At 69.7% G+C, this 17,405-nt stretch carries 20 protein-coding genes; 12 read left to right on the top strand and 8 right to left on the bottom strand.

Annotated elements, in window-relative coordinates; all coding sequences use genetic code 11:
- The first annotated feature begins 142 nt into the window (after positions 1-142).
- From AB0P21_RS25665 to AB0P21_RS25640, 6 genes are all read left to right on the top strand, one after another.
- Positions 143-1,084 carry an alanine racemase gene (locus AB0P21_RS25665; protein ID WP_363699724.1) on the top strand — a complete coding sequence of 314 codons (942 nt, stop codon included), beginning with the start codon at positions 143-145 and terminating at the stop codon, positions 1,082-1,084.
- A 4-nt stretch (positions 1,085-1,088) separates the two neighbouring features.
- A complete protein-coding gene (locus tag AB0P21_RS25660; protein ID WP_363699723.1) occupies positions 1,089-2,297 on the top strand; it encodes an MFS transporter in 1,209 nt (402 codons plus the stop codon).
- A complete protein-coding gene (locus AB0P21_RS25655; protein ID WP_363699722.1) occupies positions 2,294-3,040 on the top strand; it encodes a methyltransferase domain-containing protein in 747 nt (248 codons plus the stop codon). The genes AB0P21_RS25660 and AB0P21_RS25655 overlap by 4 nt, the downstream gene beginning before the upstream one ends.
- Positions 3,041-3,121: 81 nt before the next feature.
- Complete coding sequence (locus AB0P21_RS25650) at positions 3,122-3,898, top strand: class I SAM-dependent methyltransferase (RefSeq protein WP_363699721.1); 777 nt, start codon at positions 3,122-3,124, stop codon at positions 3,896-3,898.
- 66 nt (positions 3,899-3,964) lie between these two features.
- Positions 3,965-5,335, top strand: coding sequence for an NAD(P)/FAD-dependent oxidoreductase (locus tag AB0P21_RS25645; RefSeq protein WP_363699720.1), 1,371 nt, complete (start codon positions 3,965-3,967; stop codon positions 5,333-5,335).
- Positions 5,328-6,038 (top strand): hypothetical protein, encoded by a 711-nt coding sequence (locus tag AB0P21_RS25640; protein ID WP_363699719.1) that lies wholly within the window; start codon positions 5,328-5,330, stop codon positions 6,036-6,038. The genes AB0P21_RS25645 and AB0P21_RS25640 overlap by 8 nt, the downstream gene beginning before the upstream one ends.
- On the opposite strand, the gene AB0P21_RS25635 is transcribed toward AB0P21_RS25640, so the two are convergent.
- From AB0P21_RS25635 to AB0P21_RS25610, 6 genes are read right to left on the bottom strand one after another with little or no spacing between them, the layout of a single operon-like run.
- On the bottom strand, positions 5,992-7,827 hold the full coding sequence (locus AB0P21_RS25635) for an FAD-dependent monooxygenase (RefSeq protein WP_363699718.1): 1,836 nt from the start codon (positions 7,825-7,827) through the stop codon (positions 5,992-5,994). The two genes, AB0P21_RS25640 and AB0P21_RS25635, sit on opposite strands and share 47 nt — an antisense overlap.
- Before the next feature lie 4 nt (positions 7,828-7,831).
- Positions 7,832-8,197 (bottom strand): putative quinol monooxygenase, encoded by a 366-nt coding sequence (locus AB0P21_RS25630; RefSeq protein WP_363699717.1) that lies wholly within the window; start codon positions 8,195-8,197, stop codon positions 7,832-7,834.
- 22 nt (positions 8,198-8,219) lie between these two features.
- Complete coding sequence (locus AB0P21_RS25625) at positions 8,220-9,155, bottom strand: hypothetical protein (protein WP_363699716.1); 936 nt, start codon at positions 9,153-9,155, stop codon at positions 8,220-8,222.
- Positions 9,148-10,041, bottom strand: a complete 894-nt coding sequence (locus tag AB0P21_RS25620) for an alpha/beta fold hydrolase (RefSeq protein WP_363699715.1) — start codon at positions 10,039-10,041, stop codon at positions 9,148-9,150. The genes AB0P21_RS25625 and AB0P21_RS25620 overlap by 8 nt, the downstream gene beginning before the upstream one ends.
- Positions 10,038-10,556: a cupin domain-containing protein gene (locus AB0P21_RS25615; RefSeq protein ID WP_363699714.1), complete on the bottom strand. Its 519-nt coding sequence runs from the start codon at positions 10,554-10,556 to the stop codon at positions 10,038-10,040. The genes AB0P21_RS25620 and AB0P21_RS25615 overlap by 4 nt, the downstream gene beginning before the upstream one ends.
- Before the next feature lie 16 nt (positions 10,557-10,572).
- A complete protein-coding gene (locus AB0P21_RS25610) occupies positions 10,573-11,316 on the bottom strand; it encodes an SDR family oxidoreductase (protein ID WP_363699713.1) in 744 nt (247 codons plus the stop codon).
- 82 nt (positions 11,317-11,398) lie between these two features.
- On the opposite strand from AB0P21_RS25610, the gene AB0P21_RS25605 reads away from it, so the two are divergent.
- From AB0P21_RS25605 to AB0P21_RS25585, 5 genes are read left to right on the top strand one after another with little or no spacing between them, the layout of a single operon-like run.
- Complete coding sequence (locus AB0P21_RS25605; RefSeq protein ID WP_363699712.1) at positions 11,399-11,869, top strand: helix-turn-helix domain-containing protein; 471 nt, start codon at positions 11,399-11,401, stop codon at positions 11,867-11,869.
- A gap of 24 nt (positions 11,870-11,893) precedes the next feature.
- On the top strand, positions 11,894-12,238 hold the full coding sequence (locus tag AB0P21_RS25600; RefSeq protein ID WP_363699711.1) for an IclR family transcriptional regulator C-terminal domain-containing protein: 345 nt from the start codon (positions 11,894-11,896) through the stop codon (positions 12,236-12,238).
- A 51-nt stretch (positions 12,239-12,289) separates the two neighbouring features.
- The gene (locus tag AB0P21_RS25595) at positions 12,290-13,837 is read left to right on the top strand and encodes an NAD(P)/FAD-dependent oxidoreductase (protein ID WP_363699710.1); all 1,548 of its coding nucleotides are present in this window, start codon (positions 12,290-12,292) and stop codon (positions 13,835-13,837) included.
- Positions 13,779-14,249, top strand: a complete 471-nt coding sequence (locus AB0P21_RS25590; protein WP_363699709.1) for a cupin domain-containing protein — start codon at positions 13,779-13,781, stop codon at positions 14,247-14,249. Before AB0P21_RS25595 ends, AB0P21_RS25590 begins: the two co-directional genes overlap by 59 nt.
- Positions 14,246-14,605: a nuclear transport factor 2 family protein gene (locus AB0P21_RS25585; RefSeq protein WP_363699708.1), complete on the top strand. Its 360-nt coding sequence runs from the start codon at positions 14,246-14,248 to the stop codon at positions 14,603-14,605. The genes AB0P21_RS25590 and AB0P21_RS25585 overlap by 4 nt, the downstream gene beginning before the upstream one ends.
- Here AB0P21_RS25585 and AB0P21_RS25580 read toward each other — a convergent pair.
- Together AB0P21_RS25580 and AB0P21_RS25575 are read right to left on the bottom strand one after the other, a co-directional pair.
- Positions 14,602-16,041 carry an alkaline phosphatase PhoX gene (locus AB0P21_RS25580; protein WP_363699707.1) on the bottom strand — a complete coding sequence of 480 codons (1,440 nt, stop codon included), beginning with the start codon at positions 16,039-16,041 and terminating at the stop codon, positions 14,602-14,604. The genes AB0P21_RS25585 and AB0P21_RS25580 overlap by 4 nt on opposite strands.
- A 68-nt stretch (positions 16,042-16,109) precedes the next feature.
- Positions 16,110-16,562 (bottom strand): nitroreductase family deazaflavin-dependent oxidoreductase, encoded by a 453-nt coding sequence (locus tag AB0P21_RS25575; protein WP_363699706.1) that lies wholly within the window; start codon positions 16,560-16,562, stop codon positions 16,110-16,112.
- 149 nt (positions 16,563-16,711) lie between these two features.
- Between AB0P21_RS25575 and AB0P21_RS25570 the strand changes: the two genes are divergently transcribed.
- The gene (locus AB0P21_RS25570; protein ID WP_363699705.1) at positions 16,712-17,383 is read left to right on the top strand and encodes a VOC family protein; all 672 of its coding nucleotides are present in this window, start codon (positions 16,712-16,714) and stop codon (positions 17,381-17,383) included.
- Positions 17,384-17,405: the final 22 nt, after the last annotated feature.

The following is a 17,405-nucleotide window of genomic DNA, read 5'->3' as shown; positions in this document are numbered from 1 at the left end:
GGGCGTCATGCGCTGCATCGAACCGCCAGTCGAGAGCTGATCTGCAGAGTTGAAGTGTGGCGCTGCGCCCGGCGCTCCGGCGCGGGCGCACGTCACCAGCCATCCGGTATCTCCTGGCTACCGGTCGATCCTGCGAGGACCGATGCCCGCCGTACCTGTGACCGTCGACGCCCGGCAACTCGATCGGAACATCCAGCGTTTCCATCAGCAGGTGGCGGCCGCCGGCTGTGTGACCAGAGCGCACCAGAAGGCGCATCGCACCGTCGAACTGGCCTCCCGGCAGGTGCTGGCCGGCGCGGTCGGCATCGCCGTCCACAGCGCGCAGGCGGCGCTGGATCTCGCCGCCGCCGGGGTGACCGATGTCGTGGTCGCGTGGCCATGGCGGGAGCCGTGGCGATGGCCGCTCTACGTCCGCGCCGCCGCTGAGCTCGAACACCTCGCCGTGCACGTCGACGTGGCGGAATCGATCACCGGCCTGGGCCGGGTGGCAGCCGCGGCCGGGACTCAGATCGGTGTCCGGATCGACCTGCGGCACACCCCGCCCGCCGACGTCCTGCCCCTGGCCCGCCTGGCCGACGCCACTGCCGGGGTGCGGCTGGACGGAGTGACCGGCTACCACGGGCCGGAAACCACCGAGGACATCAAGGACTTCGCGCTGCTCGGGCGACGTAACGCCGAACACCTGGTCGGCGTCGCAGCGTCGATTCGGGCCGAGGGGATCGAGTGCCCGGTGGTGAGTGCGGGCGGTACCCCGACAGCTCCGGGAGCCCTTGGCGTCGACGGCATCACCGAGATCGTCGCGGGGGCGTACGCGACGCTGGACGCCGGGCTCGCCGCCGCCGGCGCGGGTGATCTCGCGGACGTCGCGATCAGCGTGTCCGGCGATCATGCCGACCTGCTGGCCGATTGTGCCCAGCCCTGGGACGCCGGATCGGACGCGACGCCCTGGCAGGGCCGGCTGCTGCCTGGTCACATCTGCCCGCTGGCCAGGAACCTGATGCGCGCCAAGGTCGAGATCACCGTGATCGACGCCGGCGTGGTGGTCGATCGGTGGCTGCCACAAGGCAGACCGGATCGCGAGTAAGCCGGTGTCGGTACGGTTCTGGATCTTTCTCAGCGCCCGGACGGTGTCGGTGCTGGGCAGCGCCTTCGGGCCGATCGCCCTCGCGTTCGGCGTGCTCTCGCTGCCAGGCGTCACGCCCGTCACCCTCGGCGTGGTGCTGGCCGCCCAAGGTGTTCCACAGCTCGCTCTGCTTCTCCTCGGTGGGGTGATCGGTGACAGGTTCCCCCGCAACCGGGTGCTGGTGGTCGCCGAATTGGCGTCAGGTCTCGCGTACGCCGGGCTGGCCACGATGCTGCTCACCGGCCGGGCCCCGCTGGCGCTGTTGTGTACGGCCGCCTTCGTCGCGGGCGCGGCCTCGGCGCTGCTGCTGCCGTCTCTCACCGGCACCGTTGCCGACCTGGTGCCGGCCGACTCGCTGCAACGCGCGAACGGTCAGCTCCGGCTGGGCACCAACTCGGCCCGCATCGCCGGCGTGCTGGCCGCGGGAGTGGTCGTCGCCTGGGTCGGACCGGGAGTGGCGCTGGCCGTCGATGCGGCGACCTATTTCGTCGCGGCCGGGCTGCTCAGCGCGGTCCGGCTGGATGGTTCGAAGAGCACCGGTCGCCGTGACCTGCGCACCGATCTGCGCGTCGGCTGGCGCGAGTTCACCAGCAGGCCCTGGTTGTGGTCCACCGTGCTCGCGGCGGCGGTGATCAACGCGGCCCTGTCCGCCGCGTTCGGCGTCCTCGGTCCCGCACTGGCCAAGGATCGCCTCGGCGGCTCCTTGAGTTGGTCGCTGGTACTGGCCGGCTACTCCGTCGGCATGCTGGCCGGAGTGGTGGTGGCGATCAGGTTCAAGCCCCGGCGGCCGCTGCCGACGGCCGTCCTGTTCGCGCCGTTGCTGGCCCTGCCCCTGCTGGCCCTCGGCTTCCGTGCGCCGGTGCCGGTCGTCGTTGCCGCGGCCGTCTGCGCGGGCGTGGCGACGGACATCTTCGGTGTCCTGTGGGACACCACCATGCAGCTCGAGGTGCCGGCTGCCGCACTGTCGCGGGTCAGCTCCTACGAGTACCTGGTTTCGCTGTCCCTGAAGCCCGTCGGCGCAGTGGTCGCGGGACTGGCGGCGGCCGAACTCGGTCCGGCCGCCGGACTGCTGCTGTTCGGCGGTCTGATCGTCCTGGCCGCGGCCGGGGCGCTGTCCCACCCAGCAGTCCGGCACCACCTACCCCGACCACAAGATCTTGGAGTCAGCTCATGAGCGAGGGATACGTCGAAGGATTCGCCCAGGCCTATGACAAGCTCTGGCATCCCTACCCGACCAAGTCCGCGGCGTCGCTGCTGAAGCTGCTGCAGAGCGCCGCGCCCGACGCCCACACCGTGCTGGATATCGGTTGTGGCACCGGCATCCTGGCGCATCACCTGCAACAGGCCGGTTACGCGGTGACCGGGCTGGACAAGTCGCCGGCGATGCTGGCACGGGCCCGGGAGCGTCTCGGTGGGGCCGTGGTGCTGATCGAGGGGGACGCGGCCGACTTCGCCGTCGACGAGCAGTTCCCGGTGGTGGTGTCGACGTACGACATCCCGAACCATCTGCCGGACCTGGAGCGGATCGCCGACTACCTCCGGTGCGTGTACCAGGCGGTCTCGCCAGGCGGTCTGTTCGTGTTCGACATCGCCACCGTGGTGGGGCTGCGGGGCATGAACACGGTCCAGATCCGGGAGACCGATGAGGTGATGCTGCTGTTCCGGGGCGCGCTGAACGAGGCCCTGGGGGTCGGCTTCTACCGGATCTCCGGAGTCGTCCAGGCCGAGGACGGCCGCTACGACAGGTTCGAGACCACGATGACCAACATCGTCGTACCGGTCGATCGGCTCGTGGAGCTGGTGGCCGAGGCCGGTTGGGTCGACAGCTACCTGGCCGCCCAGGACGATCTGCTGACGCCGCTCGACGAGGTGCCCGGTCAGCACTCGCACCTGTTCGTCGTCTCCCGCAAACCCTGAGTCGGCGGCGAACTGTCACAGCCGGTCCGGCTGCACTGTCCTAGACAGTGACACCGGCCGACGACGAGACAGGAGCTTGCCGTGACGGTTGCGGCGATGGTTGCCGAGTTCGACGATGTCGCGGGGTGGACCGCCGACGCGGTCGAGGAACTCGGGATCCGGTACGCGATACCTGCTGCTTGTCGTGGCAGCGCGAGTCCGGCGGCTCTTGCCTGGCTGGCCGAGGCGTGCGAGTTGTCGGCGGGGACCAGGTTGCTGGACGTCGGCGCGGGAGCGGGTGGGCCGGCTGCCTGGGCGGCGGAGCGGTTCGGCGTACGGCCGATCTTGGTGGAACCGATGCAGGCCGCCTGCCGTGCCGCCTCGCGACTCTTCGGGCTGCCGGTGGTTGCTGCCGATGGGGCTCGGATTCCGTTGCTCAGCGGGTCGGTCGACGCGGCTTGGTGTCTGGGTGTGCTGGACACGGTCGAGGACAAGGCTGGTCTGCTGGCCGAGATCCATCGGGTGCTGACGCCCGGCGCCTCGTTCGGGCTGCTGGCTGTTGTCGCTCACAGCAACGAGAGTCTGTGGGCGCCGGACGGCAACCATTTCCCGACCCAGCACGAACTCAGCACGCTGCTCGACCGGTCCGGCTTCACGCTGCTCGAGCAGACCAGCCGCCCGAAGGCAGCGCCGCTGTCGTGGTCGCGGCGGGTCGAGCAGGTCAACGCGGCGATCGCCGCCAGACATCGCTCGGCACATGCCTACGCGCTGGCGGCCCGGCAGGGGGAGCGGCTCAGCCGGCTCTTCGCCAGCGACCAGATCTCGATGCAGCTGATCCACGCGATCAGCCGCCCGACCGCGGAGCAAGGACCCCGATGACCCCGCCAGTCACAATTGGGAGGGCTACTCGGTCTTAGCTGGTGAGAGCGAAGAAACGAGGACATCGTGCGGACCATCTTGGTGGTGGGTGGCGGGTACGCCGGCTTCTACACGGCCTGGCGACTGGAGAAGAAGCTGCGGCGGGACGAGGCGCAGGTGGTGCTGGTCGATCCCCGGCCGTACATGACCTATCAGCCGTTCCTGCCCGAGATCGTGGCCGGGTCGATCGAGGCCCGGCATGCGGCGGTGTCGCTGCGGCGGCACCTGAAGCGGACCAAAATCCTGGCCGGGACGGTGACGGGGGTCTGCCATCGGCACAAGACCGTCACGATCCATCCGTCGCTCGGCCCCGATCTGGAGTTGAGCTACGACATCATCGTGGTCACCGCGGGCGCGGTGACCCGCAAGCTGGCCATCCCGGGCGTCGCCGAGCAGGCGATCGGGATGAAGCACGTCGAGGAAGCGGTGGCGATCCGCGACCGGCTGCTGACCGCCTTCGACCAAGCCTCGATGCTCGAGCCCGGGCCGCTGCGCCGGCGGCTGCTCACGACGACCTTCGTGGGCGGCGGTTTCTCCGGGGTCGAGGGCTTCGGTGAGCTGCTGTCGTTCGCGACTGCTCTGCTCAAGTCCTACCCGCAGCTGGACGCCAGTGAACTGGCCTTCCATCTGGTCGAGGCGCAGGGCCGGATCCTGCCCGAGGTGACCGACAAGCCGGGCGCATGGGTGGTGCGGTCGCTGGAGAAGCGGGGCGCGCACGTCCATCTCAACAGCCAGGTGGTGTCCGCTCGCGACGGCCACGTGGTGTTGTCCACCGGCGAGGAGTTCGACTCCGAGCTGATCGTGTGGACGGCCGGCAACGCCGCGAACCCGATGGTTCGCAGCCACACCGATCTGCCGATCGACCCGCGCGGCCTGCTGAGTGTCCGCGCTGACCTCCGGGTCGGAACCCGGGACGAGATCGTGCCCGACGCCTGGGGTGCCGGCGACGACGCCGCGGTCCCCGACCTCGCCTCCGGGGTGCCGGGTGCGCTGACCGTCCCGAACGCGCAGCACGCAGTACGGCAAGGGAAACTGCTGGCGAAGAACATCGTCGCCGTACTCCGGGGCCGCGAGCCCAAGAACTACGTGCACCACAGCCTCGGCGCGGTCGCCACCTTGGGGCTGGGCCGCGGGATCTTCCAGTACCGCCGGATCGTCATCAAGGGCTTCCTGGCCTGGCTGATGCACCGCGGGTACCACGTGCTGGCGGTGCCGACCTGGGAGCGCAAGATCCGGGTGCTGGCGATCTGGGTGACCGGCGCGCTGTTCGGCCGGGACATCGTCTCGCTGGCCTCGGTCCAGCATCCCCGGGACGCGTTCCTGGCCGAGGACGTGCCGGTCGTGAAGTCTGCTGACCGCTCTCACGCGCAAAGGGCGAGCGCCGCCGGTAATGGATGACTCGAGCCGACCTGCTGCCGAGTCTCTGGTCGAACTGCTCGACGAACGGCAGCACCTGCTCGAGATCGCGCTGTGGATCTTCGACTCGGAGGCAACCGCCGACCGGATCGTGCAGGAGACCTATCGCCGGTGGTACGCGCTCGCTGGGGGCGAGCGCGCCGCCATCGCAGTACCGCGGGCCTGGCTGACCCGAGTCGCGGGCGCCGTCTGCCTGGAGGTGCTCGCGTCCCTCGGCACAACGGAGTGGCCGCCGGACCCGGCGCCGATCGCCCACCTGCCGCACGGTCCGGATCAGCGGCACCTGCAGGTGCTGAGATCCATCCGGACGATGCTCAGACAGCACGACCGGGTGGTCCACCGCTTCGCTTCCGCCTGCGCCGAGCGCGACCTCGCCACGGTGGAAGGCATGCTGACCGCCGACATCACGGTCATCGCCGACGGCGGCGGCAAGGTCCGCGCACCCATCACCCCGATCCACGGCGCCGCCGAGGCCGCCCGCTTCGTCACCGCGCTGCTCGCCGATCAGCAGTCCCTCGCACTCACTCTCGAACCGGTCAACGGCCGGCTCGGCCTGACGCTGCGTCGAGCAGGACGAGCCTGTGCCGTCATCTGTCTGAGCACCGACGGCAGCGAGGTGACCGCCATCTGGATCATCCTCAACCCTGACAAACTTCGCAGGTGGCACCGGAGTACAGGCGGCTGAGGTAACGGCGGCAAGCGTCGTAGTCGAGTTCGTCCATTCGCCAGGCGACGTGGCCGTCCGGCCGGATCACGTAGAGGGCCTCGGAATCCGGCTGGGTCAGCCCGTACCGCTCGAAGACCTCGACTGATTCGACGGACTGGACACGGTCGTCGCGCCGGGCGGCGACGCGGCCGATCAGCTGAGTGGCGATGGTGCCGCCGAGCGCTTCGATCGACCGGAGCTGGGCGGTGTGCGCGGCGATCTCGGCCTCGTCGAGGTTGCGCCGCGAGAAGGCGACCACCTGCAGGCGATAGCCGGTCAGCAGGTCGAACATCTGCCGCCCCGCGCCGAGCTGCGCGTCCGGCGCGCGCTGACCCGCCCGCGGTCCGGCGAGCGAGTACAGCAGTTCGTTGATGTTGTAGTCGCTGGCCGGATAGCTCAGACCGAGCTGCGACAACCGGCGGAAGGACTTGCGATGCGGGATCGGTGCGGCCGACATCCGGCCGACCAGGAACGGGCCGAAGAAGTCGCGCAGCTTGGCCCGCACGCCGTGCAGATCGGCCGCGACCTTGTAGAGCCGGTCGGTGAACCTGAGCAGCTGCACGCCGACGGGTTGCCGCTCGTCGGAGTAGCTGTCGAGCAAGGTGGGCGCTGCGCCGGTTCGGAGTACGGCGGCGAGTTTCCAGGCGAGGTTGGCGGCGTCGTGGAGACCTGTGTTGAGGCCTTGCCCGCCGGCCGGGGAGTGGATGTGCGCGGCGTCGCCGACCAGGAAGCCACGCCCGACCCGGTACTGCTCGACCTTGCGCAGGTGCACCTTGTAGCGGGTCACCCAGACCGGCTGGCTCAAGGTGACCGGGATCTTCATGGCTTCTCGCAGCGCCGCCTGGAGCCGTTCGAGACTGGCCGGCTCGTCGGCGGAGTCGGTGGCCATCACCCGGGACACCTTGGATCCGTCGAGCGGCAGGAACAGCCCGATCCTCTCGCCGTTCATGAAGACCCGGAACCGCGAGTGGTCCAGCGGCCAGTCCACCTTGCAGTCGGCCAGCAGATACTGCTGCGCGTACTGATCGCCCTCGAAGGCCAGCCCGAGCGAGCTCCGCACCGTACTGCGGGAACCGTCCGCGCCGACGACGTACCGGCAGCTGATCGTGGACCCGTCGAGGACCGCCGTGACCTGGTCCTCGGTCTGTTCGAGCGAGACCAGCCGGGTGTCGCGCTCGACGGTCAGGCCGTGCCGGGCCAGGTCCTTCAGCAGCAGTTCCTCCACCTCGGCCTGCGGCGCCATCAAGATGAACTGGTACGGCGTATCGCCGGCCCGCGCCCGGTCGAAGTCGAGCCCGCCGACGTGCCTGCCCTTGATGTGGAACTCGATCCCGGTGGTGACCACGCCCCGGCTCAGCAACTCGTCGGCCAGCCCGAGGCCGCGGAACAACTCGATCGTCCGGGCCTGGATCGCGAAGGCCCGCGACTCGGTGGCCGGCCCGCTGCCCGCGTCGATGATCCGCACCTGCACCCCCTGCCGCACCAGCAACGCCGCGGTCATCAGCCCACTCGGCCCGGCGCCGACCACCAGCACCTCGCAATCGGTGCCGTCGGCAACCAAAGGCGAAACTGCCGGATGGTCGCAACTGCCTGTCGCAACCGGCAACCGTCGTCGCGCCTTACCGAGACTGTCCAGGAAGTGCCGGACCCGTCCGCCTCGACGCTGCCGTGCGGTGACCGTGGGCAACGGATTCCCGCTGACCCGGCCCCAGACCCTTCGCGCCATGATGATCGACAACGCCAGCAGGGCGATGACGAGGAGCCCCATGACGTCACTCCGCCACGGCGATCGCAGCCGGCAGCTCGCTGCACATCCTCAGGAACTGCTGGCGCAGCGGACCCTCGACCAACGACGCGATGGCCTGGACGAACGCCTGCGTCGTCGGCTGGGCGAGGTGCACCTCCAGATCGGCCTTGGACCGGAACATCTCGTAGATGACGAACTGCCGCCGGTCGGCGCGATCGCGATGGACGTGGAACTCGATCGCGCCCGGCTCGGCTCGCAGCGGTTCGGCGAGGGCGACGATGAGTTGCTCGACCTCGTCCTCCCGGCCCGGCCGCGCGGTGGCGAAGCCGAGATGGACGTACGGGCCGGTCTCGTCGGGATCGGGTGCTGGCAGCTGGGGGCGGGTGCTCATGGCTTCTCCGATTTCGCTGGGGTCAGTCGACGGTGAAGGTGGTGCCGATGCCCATGCCGGTGATCCACTCGGGCACGGGTTCATAGCTGGACCAGGCGAGCGGCCGGCCGGCGGCGACCTGGCCGATCAGCCAGCAGCGCACCTCGTGGCCGCCGGTCCCGGCGTACTCCTCGAGCTTTTCGTGGCCGAGGTCCGCGATCGCGGCCGGCTCGTTGTCGGTCAGCCGCTCCAGGAACCACTGGTCCCAGTCGGCGTTGACCGGCGCGGTGGGGTTGCCGCCCATCGCCCGGACCCTCGGTTCGCGCGCGGCCGCGAAGGCCTGCGCATCGGCGCGACCGTGGATCAGAGCGTCTCGCCGGTCACCCGTGACAGCGGGGTCGCGCGGGTCGTTGGACGGCAGCCAGTGGGACAGCCCGCCACTCGCGGCGATCAGCACCCGTCCGGCGTCCGGCGAACTGCGCAGCGCCTGGCCGAGCGCGTGGCCCAAGGTGAAGCAGCGTTGCAGGGAAGGCAGGGGAGGAGCCGCCGTGTTGACGACCAGCGGGACCATCGGCAGGTCGATTCCGCCGGTGATCATCTCGTAGCCCTGCACCACACCATGGTCGACCGTGAGCGAGTAGGACAGCGAGATGTCGAAGCCGGCCGCGGCCAGCCCGTCGTATGCGGACCAGGCGAGCTGGCTGGCGATCGGCAGCGGTCCGGCGGTACTGCCGAAGTCGCCGAACCCGACCGCCTGCTCGACGCCCAGCACGAACGGCGGCATCACGTCGTAGAAGTTCGCATGGAAGTGATCGGGGCCGACGACAACGATCGCGTCGGGCGCCAGCCGCTCGACCGCGCGGCGGACCCGGTCGGCGTCCCGCAGGAACCGGCCGCCGGGCGCGCTGACCTCCTCCGGCGGAAGAAGGGTGGCGAAGGGGCTGTGCGACATCCCGACGAAGCCGACGATCTCAGCCATCGGAGGGGTTCTTCCCGAGCAGCAGCCAGGCCCGATGGGTTTCGAGGTACTCCGGAACCTTCTCCCACTGCGGCCAGTGACCCGCGTCGGTGATCACGTGCAGCCGTGCGTCCGGCAGCCAGCCGAGCAGCAGGTCGGCCTCGTCGAGCCCGCCGGTCGGATCGTGATCGGTCCACAGCAGCAGGGTCGGCGCCTTGACCTGCGACACCCAGCTCGGGTCCCAGGCGAAGTCCTTGCGGACCTCTGGATTTTGGAGCACCAGGGTGTTGGTGATCGCCTGGACGAAACCCGGCCGCGAATAGACCTGGCGGCGCAGGTTCACTAGTTCGTCGGTGACCATCTCCTTGTGGTGGAAGAGAAATTCGACCCGGCGGCGTACCGTCTCGTCGCTCGGATCGGTCACCGCGGCCATCGTGCTCTCCACCAGCCGGCGCATCACCTCGGGCTTGTTGGCGATGTTGCCGGGAGTGTTGAGCACCAGCCGGTCGACCCGGTCGGGGTGGTGCGCGGCCGTCCACGCGACCACCCAGCCGCCGAGCGACTCACCGGACAGATGCGCCTTGGCGATCCCGAGGACGTCGAGCAGCCCGATCAGGTGCTCGGTCAGCACGTCGATCGTGTACGGGTAGTCGGGCAGCTCCGACCAGCCGTGGCCCACCATGTCGTACGCCGTGACGTGGAAGTCCTGCGCCAGCCCGGCCAGGTCCCGCGCGTACGCCTCCAGGTGGCCGCCGGTGCCGTGCAGCAGGACGAGCTCGGGGCCGGCGCCGGCCTGCAGCACCCGGGTCCGGACGTTGCCACCAGCAACCGGTACGTCGACGTGCCGGAGCGTGTGGTCGAGGTCGGCGAGCTCGCCCCACACGCTGACGTGGTCGGGGATCGTCATGTCTCCTCCTGATGGTCGAACCGGGCGCGAGCCTCGGCGAACGTGGCCAGTCCTGCGCTCTCGCGGCGGGCCAGCCCGAACAGGCCGAGCAGCCGGGAGTTCTCGATGGTGAGGAACTCGACCGGCAGCTCCGGTGAGTCGTTGTAGTGCCGGTGCCAGGCCCACGGTGGGGTGTAGACGAACGACCCGGTGCTCCAGCCGACCGTCTCGGTGCCGCCGTCGACCTCGATCTCGCTGTGGCCGTCGCCGGCGATCACGTAGTGCACGGTCTCGTGGTAGTGCCGTTGCATGTCGGAGCTTTCGCCCGCCGGGATGGTCTGCCGGAACAGCTCGAAGGTTGCTGTCGGCAACTTGCCGGCGATCCGCAGGGTGGTCGGGTTGGGCACCGACCCGGCCGGGATCGTGCTCAGCTCGTCGTCCTGGACGACCAGGGGGCGCTGGTCGCCGGGGCGGACGGTGTGGGTGAGACCGGCCAGGAAGTCGGTCATCGTGAAGTCGGGTCCGGAGCTGGCCATGGGTGCAGTCGTCCTCTCAGATGCTTTCGGTCCGGCCGCCGTCGACCGTCAGCACGGTGCCGTTCACGTAACCGGCGCCGAGGGAGGCCAGGAAGGCGATCGCGGCGGCGATCTCACTGGCATCGGCCGGGCGTCCGGCCGGGATGTCGGCCTGGTCGTCGGCGACCGCGGCGGCCAGGTGGATGCCCTCCGCCTGTGCTCGGCTGCGGAGGATGGCCACCCGTCGTGGCGTGAGTGTCGCACCGGGAGCGACGCAGTTCACGGTGACACCACGGGCGGCGTACTGGCGGGAGGCGAGCTTGGCCGCTGCGGTGGCGGCGGAGCGCAGTACGGTCGAGCTGGCCAGCTCTGGTTGAGGTTGGCGGACTGCGGTCGAGGTGACCAGGACCGCGCGGCCGAAGTTGCGCTCGGCCATCGCGGGGAGTGCTGCTCGGAGGAGAGCGAGCGGACCGAGGAGCAGCAGGTCGAGGTCGTGGCGCCACTGCTCGTCGGGGATGTCGAGGACACGGCCGGGTGCTGGACCGCCTGAGTTGGCGACCAGGACGTCGAGAGTGTCGTGCCGGGTCTGGACCTCGGCCACTATGTCGCGTGCCGCGGTGGGGTCGGAGAGATCGCAGACGAGGTAGTCGGTGTCCCCGCCGAGCGCCCCGGCGGTTTCCTTCAATGTGCTGAGGGTGCGTCCGGCCAGCACGACGCGGTGGCCGGACGCGCCGAGGGCAGCCGCGGTGGCAGCGCCGATCCCGCCGGCTCCGCCGCCCACCAGGGCGACACGGCTGGATGTTCGAGGGTGACTGGGCTCCATGATGGCTTTACATTCGACCCATGGCTGAGACGGACCGAGGATGAGTCCCGCTCCCCGGGACTCCGGATCGCCGACCGCCGACTCGGCGATCGGATCACTGGAGCGCGCCGCCGCGCTGCTGGACGCGTTCGACGCGACACATCGCGAGCTGGCGCTGGCCGACCTGGTACGCCGGTCCGGCCTGCCGCGCTCCACCGTGCACCGGACCGCGACCCGGATGATCCAGCTCGGCTGGCTCGACAAACCGCAGGACCGGTACCGGATCGGCAACCGGCTGTTCGAGCTGTCCGGCCTGGCTCCGGTGCGGCACGAGTTGCGCGAGGCCGTGCTGCCGTTCCTGCAGGACCTGTTCGGCGCCGCCCGGACGACCGTGCAGCTCGGCGTGCTGGACGGCGCGCAGATCCTGGTGGTCGACAAGATCACCGGGCACCGGCCGATGCCGATGCTTTCGCAGGTGGGCGGCACGGTTCCGGCGTACTGCTCGGGGCTCGGCCGCGCGATCCTCGCCTGATCGGACGAGTCGACGCTCCAAGGCGTGCTCGCGGCCGGGTTGCCGCGCCGGACCTCGCGGACCATCACGAGCGAGACCGCGCTGCGCCGCGAACTGGCGGCGATCCCGGACCGCGGCTGGGCGCACGAGCGCGAGGAAGGCAACGTCGGGATCAGCTGTGTGGCTGCACCGATCTTCGACTCGGCGGGTGAGGTGGTCGCCGCCCTGTCGGTCACCGGGCCGAGCAGCATCGTGCTGCCCGACCGGATCGGCCCCGCGGTACGGATGGCGGCTGCCGCGGCGAGCCGGGCGTATTCGACCCGTCGGTGGGCGCCACGTGGCCGGCTGGAGCCGGAGTCCCAGCCACCGGGACAGTCGGTTGGCTCCTGATCCAGGGCTCCTCCAGGCTGTGATCCACACCACGCCAGACAGGAGAAGACCATGCGCGTTGCGATCATCGGCGCAGGCGTCGCGGGGCTGACCACGGCCAAGGTGCTGACGCAGGCCGGTCATCAGGTCGAGGTCTTCGACAAGACCCCGGACGTCGGCGGCGTGTGGAGCAGGACCCGCCGGTACCCCGGGCTGACCACGCAGAGCCCCAAGGCGCAGTACTCGTTCTCGGACTTCCCGATGCCCAGGGAACTCCCCGAGTGGCCGACCGGCGCGCAGGTCCAGGAGTACCTGGCGGCGTACGTGCAGGAGTTCAAGCTCGAGCCCGTACTGCGGCTGGAGACCACCGTCGAGTCCGTCGTCCCGGACGGAACCGAATGGGTGGTCACCTCGCGGTCGAAGGAGACCAGCTCGACGGGGGTCTTCGACCGGGTGGTGGTCGCCAACGGCGTCTTCTGCGAACCCGCGCTGCCGTCGTACCCGGGGCTGGCGGAGTTCGAGGCCGCCGGCGGCCGGCTGATCGCAGGCACCGAGCTGCACGACGCCGAAGAGGCCCGTGGCAAGAACGTGCTGGTGGTCGGCTACGGCAAGTCGGCCTGCGACGTCACGGTGCCGATCAGCAAAGTTGCCGCCAGCACCGATGTCGTGGCGAGGCAGCTGCTCTGGAAGGTCCCGCGCAAGATCGCCGGCAAGGTGAACTTCAAGATGCTGCTGCTGACCCGGATGGGGGAGGCGCTGTTCCGCTATCGCTACCTGCGCGGGCTGGAGAAGTTCCTGCACGGTCCGGGCAAGGGCATCCGGCGGTCGATGCTGAACTCGATCGGCTCGGTGTCGGTGAAGCAGTTCGCCCTGGCCGAGCACGACCTGGTGCCCCGCGGCCAGATGGAGGACATCGTCAAGGGCGCGATCGGCCTGGCCACCGAGGGCTTCTTCGAAGGGGTCGCCGACGGCTCGATCAAGGTCCGCCGGGACTCGACCATCGCCCGGCTGCTGGTCACCGACGGCCGCCCGAGCGCCGAGCTGGCCGACGGCACCGTGCTGCCGGCCGACCTGATCGTCTGCGCGACCGGCTTCGTCCAGGGTGTCCCGTTCCTGCCGGAGCCGCTCCAGCACCAGCTTTTCGATGCCCGAGGCAACTTCATGCTCTACCGGCAGATCCAGCCGATCGAGCTGCCGGGGCTGTACTTCAACGGCTACAACTCGTCGTTCTTCAGCCCGCTCAACGCCGAGATGGCGGCGCTGTGGATCGCGGCGGACCTCGTCGGCGCGCTCGCCCTACCCGACGCCGCGGTACGGCGTACCGACGTGGTCGCGCAGCTCGCCTTCATGGACGAGGCGACCGACACCCATCACTGCCGCGGCACCAAGATCATCCCGTACTCGATGCACAACGTCGACGAGGTGCTCGGGGACCTCGGCCTGCAGATCAGCAGGGCCACCCGGGCCTCGCACTGGCTGAACCCGATCGACCCCGCGGCGTACCGCAAACTCACTCCTGCCCTGCTCGCCCGGCTGGACCTCACGAAGGAGACGACCCACGATGGAAACCGACACCAGTACTCCGGCCCAGCAGCAGCACCGAGTCATCCGGTCCGGTGACGGCGTCAATGTCGGGGCGATCGGCCTGGGGATCTTCACCCGACTGACCGGCGCCGACACCCAAGGCGCCTACTCGCTGTTCGAGTACGTGGTACCGCCGGGACTTGGTGGCCCGCCGACCCACATCCACTCGCGCGAGGACGAGCTGTTCATCTGCGTGCAGGGCCAGGTCCGGATCGAGCTCGACGGCCAGGAGCACATCCTCGGCCAGGGCGACTCGCTGCTGATGCCACGCGGGGTGCCGCACATGTTCCACAACCCGTTCGACGAGGAGACCAAGATCGTCGCCGTGGTCTCGCCGCCTGGGCTGGAGAACTACTACCGGGCGCTGAGCGAGCTGCCGCCCGGCCCGCGGGACATGAAGCTGGTCGCCGAGGTCATGACCCGGCACGGACTGTCGCTGAAGAAATGAGCGGCCGCCACGAGATGGTCGACGCGATGTGCGCGGCCGTCGACAAGGGCGACGCGGAGGCGTTCGGGTCGTGGTTCGCCGACGATGCGACGTACCGGTTCGGGAATCAAGAGCCGCTGACCGGCAAGGCCGCCATCATCGACGCGACGGCCGGTGCCGCGGGAGCGTTGCCCTGGGTGCGGCACACGGTCGACCAGGTGGCGGAGCTGGGCGACCAGCTGTTCTGCCGGTTCACCATCGAGACCGCGACGCCCGACGGCGAACACCTGACCCTGCCCTGCGTCACGGTGATGTGGCTCAGGGAGGATCAGGTGGTCGACTACCGCGTCCACATGGACATCAGCCCGGCGTTCTAGCCGAGGTAGTCACGCCAGGGGCCGGTGATGGCGAGCGTGATGCCCGGCGTCTGGATGTTGACGAAGAGCACCTTGCCGTCCTCGGAGAAGGTCGGGCCGGTGAACTCGGAGTCGTTGAGCTGGTTCCGGGCGATCGCGTACGTCGGTCCGCCCGGGACGGTGCTCAGCACGTGGCTGCTGGCCAGGCCGTCCTCGGCCAGGATCAGCGAGCCCCACGGGGTGACCGTGACGTTGTCCGGGGCATCGAAGTTGAAGTCCACGTACTTCGCCGCGGCGCCCTGGTCGGCGGCCGGGTTGGCCGGGAAGTAGGTGACCAGCTGGATGGTCTCCGACTTGTAGTTGTAGAACCAGATCATGCCTTCGTGCGGGACGCCGTCGGCCGGGATGTCGGTGGTACCGATCTTGGCGAACGAGTTGACCACGTAGACCCCGTCGTGGGTGCCGTAGACGCCCTCGAACTTCTTGCCCCGGGTGACCTGGCCGTCGGTGAACTGCTTGCGGGCCGAGACCGAGACGGCGTCCCGGTCGGGGACCGGGATCCACTTGACCCGGAACGGGCGCAGCAGCTGCGCCGAGGTCAGGTAGGCGACGTCCGGGATCGGCTGGCCGTCGTCGTTCAGGATCGCCATCGCCTCGAAGGTGCCGAAGTTGACGTTCTGCAGGTCCTTCCAGCTCTCCTTGCCGAGCCGGTAACCGGCCGGCGCGGTCCACCGGTAGAACGACCCGTTCGGGCCGGAGGCGTCCTCGGACAGGTAGATGTGCTCCTTGTCCCGGTCGATCGCGACCGCCTCGTGGGCGAACCGGCCGAGCGCCTTCAGCGGCACCGGGTGGTTGGTCTTGCCGTCGGTCCAGACCTCGAAGACGTAGCCGTGGTCCTTCAGCCGGGTGGTGCCGTTGGCCTTGCTCTCGGTCTCCTCGCAGGTCAGCCAGGTGCCCCACGGGGTCGGGCCGCCGGCGCAGTTGGTCAGCGTGCCGGAGATGCCGACCCACTCGCCGTAGTTCTTGCCGTCCCGGTCGACGTCGATCACGGTGCAGCCGCCGGCCGCGCCGACGCCGGAGTCGTAGACGGTGCCGGCGATCGGCGGCACGCCCAGCGGGTCGTTGGCGCTGATCTCGTGGTTCTGGATCAGCTTGTAGCGCTTGGTGCCGTTCCCGAAGACCGCCGTTCCGTCGTGCAGCGTCGGGGTCGGCTGACCGGTGGTGAGCTTGGTCTTGCCGGCCTCGGTGACGACGGCGTACTTGAAGCCCGGCGGCAGCGCGAGGATGCCCCTGGGGTCGTCCATCAGCGGCGGGAACGGGCGGTCGGTCGGGAACGGCCGCGGGGCGGGTTCCGGCGTCGCCTGGGCGAGCGAGGGAACGGCGCCGACGGCGGCGAAGCCGACACCCGTGGCGCCGACGGCGGCACCCCGGAGGACGGAACGGCGATCGAGAGACATGAATGGTGCTCCTTGGACATCGGGTGAGCCCCGATCGTGTCCCGCCAAGGCGAACGGAAGCTGAACATTCAGCGAGCAACGAGCCGAACTACTGGATAGATCCGGTCGGACTTGGTCTGATATTTCGCTATCCGTGGTTGGGCGGTCGCGATGAGCTGCCAAGCCTGCTCCCGCTCGGCTCCTTCGAGGCGCTCCGGCGTCACCGGTACCGCGCTGCCGTCGGGCAGCTCGATCGACGCCTGCTCGGGATTCGCCATCAGGTTGGCGAACCAGTCGGGGTGCTGGCTGCCCCCGCCGGAGGCGACGACGATCCGGTTCTGCTCGTCCCCGAACCAGGCCACCGGCGACTCCCGCTCGGCGCCGCTGCGCCGCCCGACGGTGTGCAGGACCAGCACGTCCATCCCCATGAAGGTGCCCTTGCCGCGCCGCACCTTGGTGTTCATCCGGGCGTTCATCCGGTGCTGCATCCAGCGCGAGAACCGCCCCGGCGTACCGCTCTTGTGCTGCTCTTTGTTCTCCATGCCCCTGACGCTAGGGGCCCGGGACACCGGGCTGCTTCTCGATTCGTGATCGATGCACGGGCCGGGCGGGGACCAGGGGGTTGCACTGGTGCGACCAGGGTGCCGGCGCGGCAGATTGGTGCTCAGAAGATCCCACTCAGGAGGAAGCAATGAGCACCGAAACCAGCACCGCGGCAACCACCACCACGACGACCGGTCTGGTCGACCTGAAGCTCGAAGCCGTGGTCATCCCGGTCACGGACGTCGACCGGTCGAAGGCCTTCTACGGCAACCTCGGCTGGCGGCTGGATGCCGACTTCGCCTTCGACAACGGCTTCCGGGTCGTTCAGTACACCTCGCCGGGATCGCCGGCCTCGGTCCAGTTCGGGACCAGGATCACCACCGCGCCGGCCGGCTCGGCCCAGGGGCTCTACCTGATCGTCTCCGACGTCGAGGCTGCCCGGGCCGACCTGATCGCCCGCGGCGCTGACGTGAGCGAGGTGTTCCACCCGGTGCAGCCGGGGGCTCAGTTCCAGGCCGACGGCACCGGCCGGGCCAGTGGCAAGCCCGCCGAAGGCAGCAGCTACGGCTCCTTTGCCACTTTCAACGATCCGGACGGCAACACCTGGCTGCTGCAGGAGGTCACCACCCGGCTCCCCGGCCGCATCGACAGCGGCGTGACGGCGTACGCGTCGGTGAAGGACCTGACGGACGCCCTGGTCCGCGCCGCGACCGCCCACGGTGAGCACGAGAAGGTCACCGGCGAGCACGACGAGCAGTGGCCCGACTGGTACGCCGCCTATCTGGTCGCCGAGCAGACCGGGGCCGACCTTCCCAAGTAGTCCCCACCTGGCATCTGGGCGG

Source organism: Kribbella sp. NPDC056861, from assembly GCF_040687575.1.
Lineage (GTDB): Bacteria > Actinomycetota > Actinomycetes > Propionibacteriales > Kribbellaceae > Kribbella.
The sequence above is the reverse complement of the archived record's forward strand: the minus strand, read 5'-3'. Positions and strand labels throughout refer to the sequence as shown.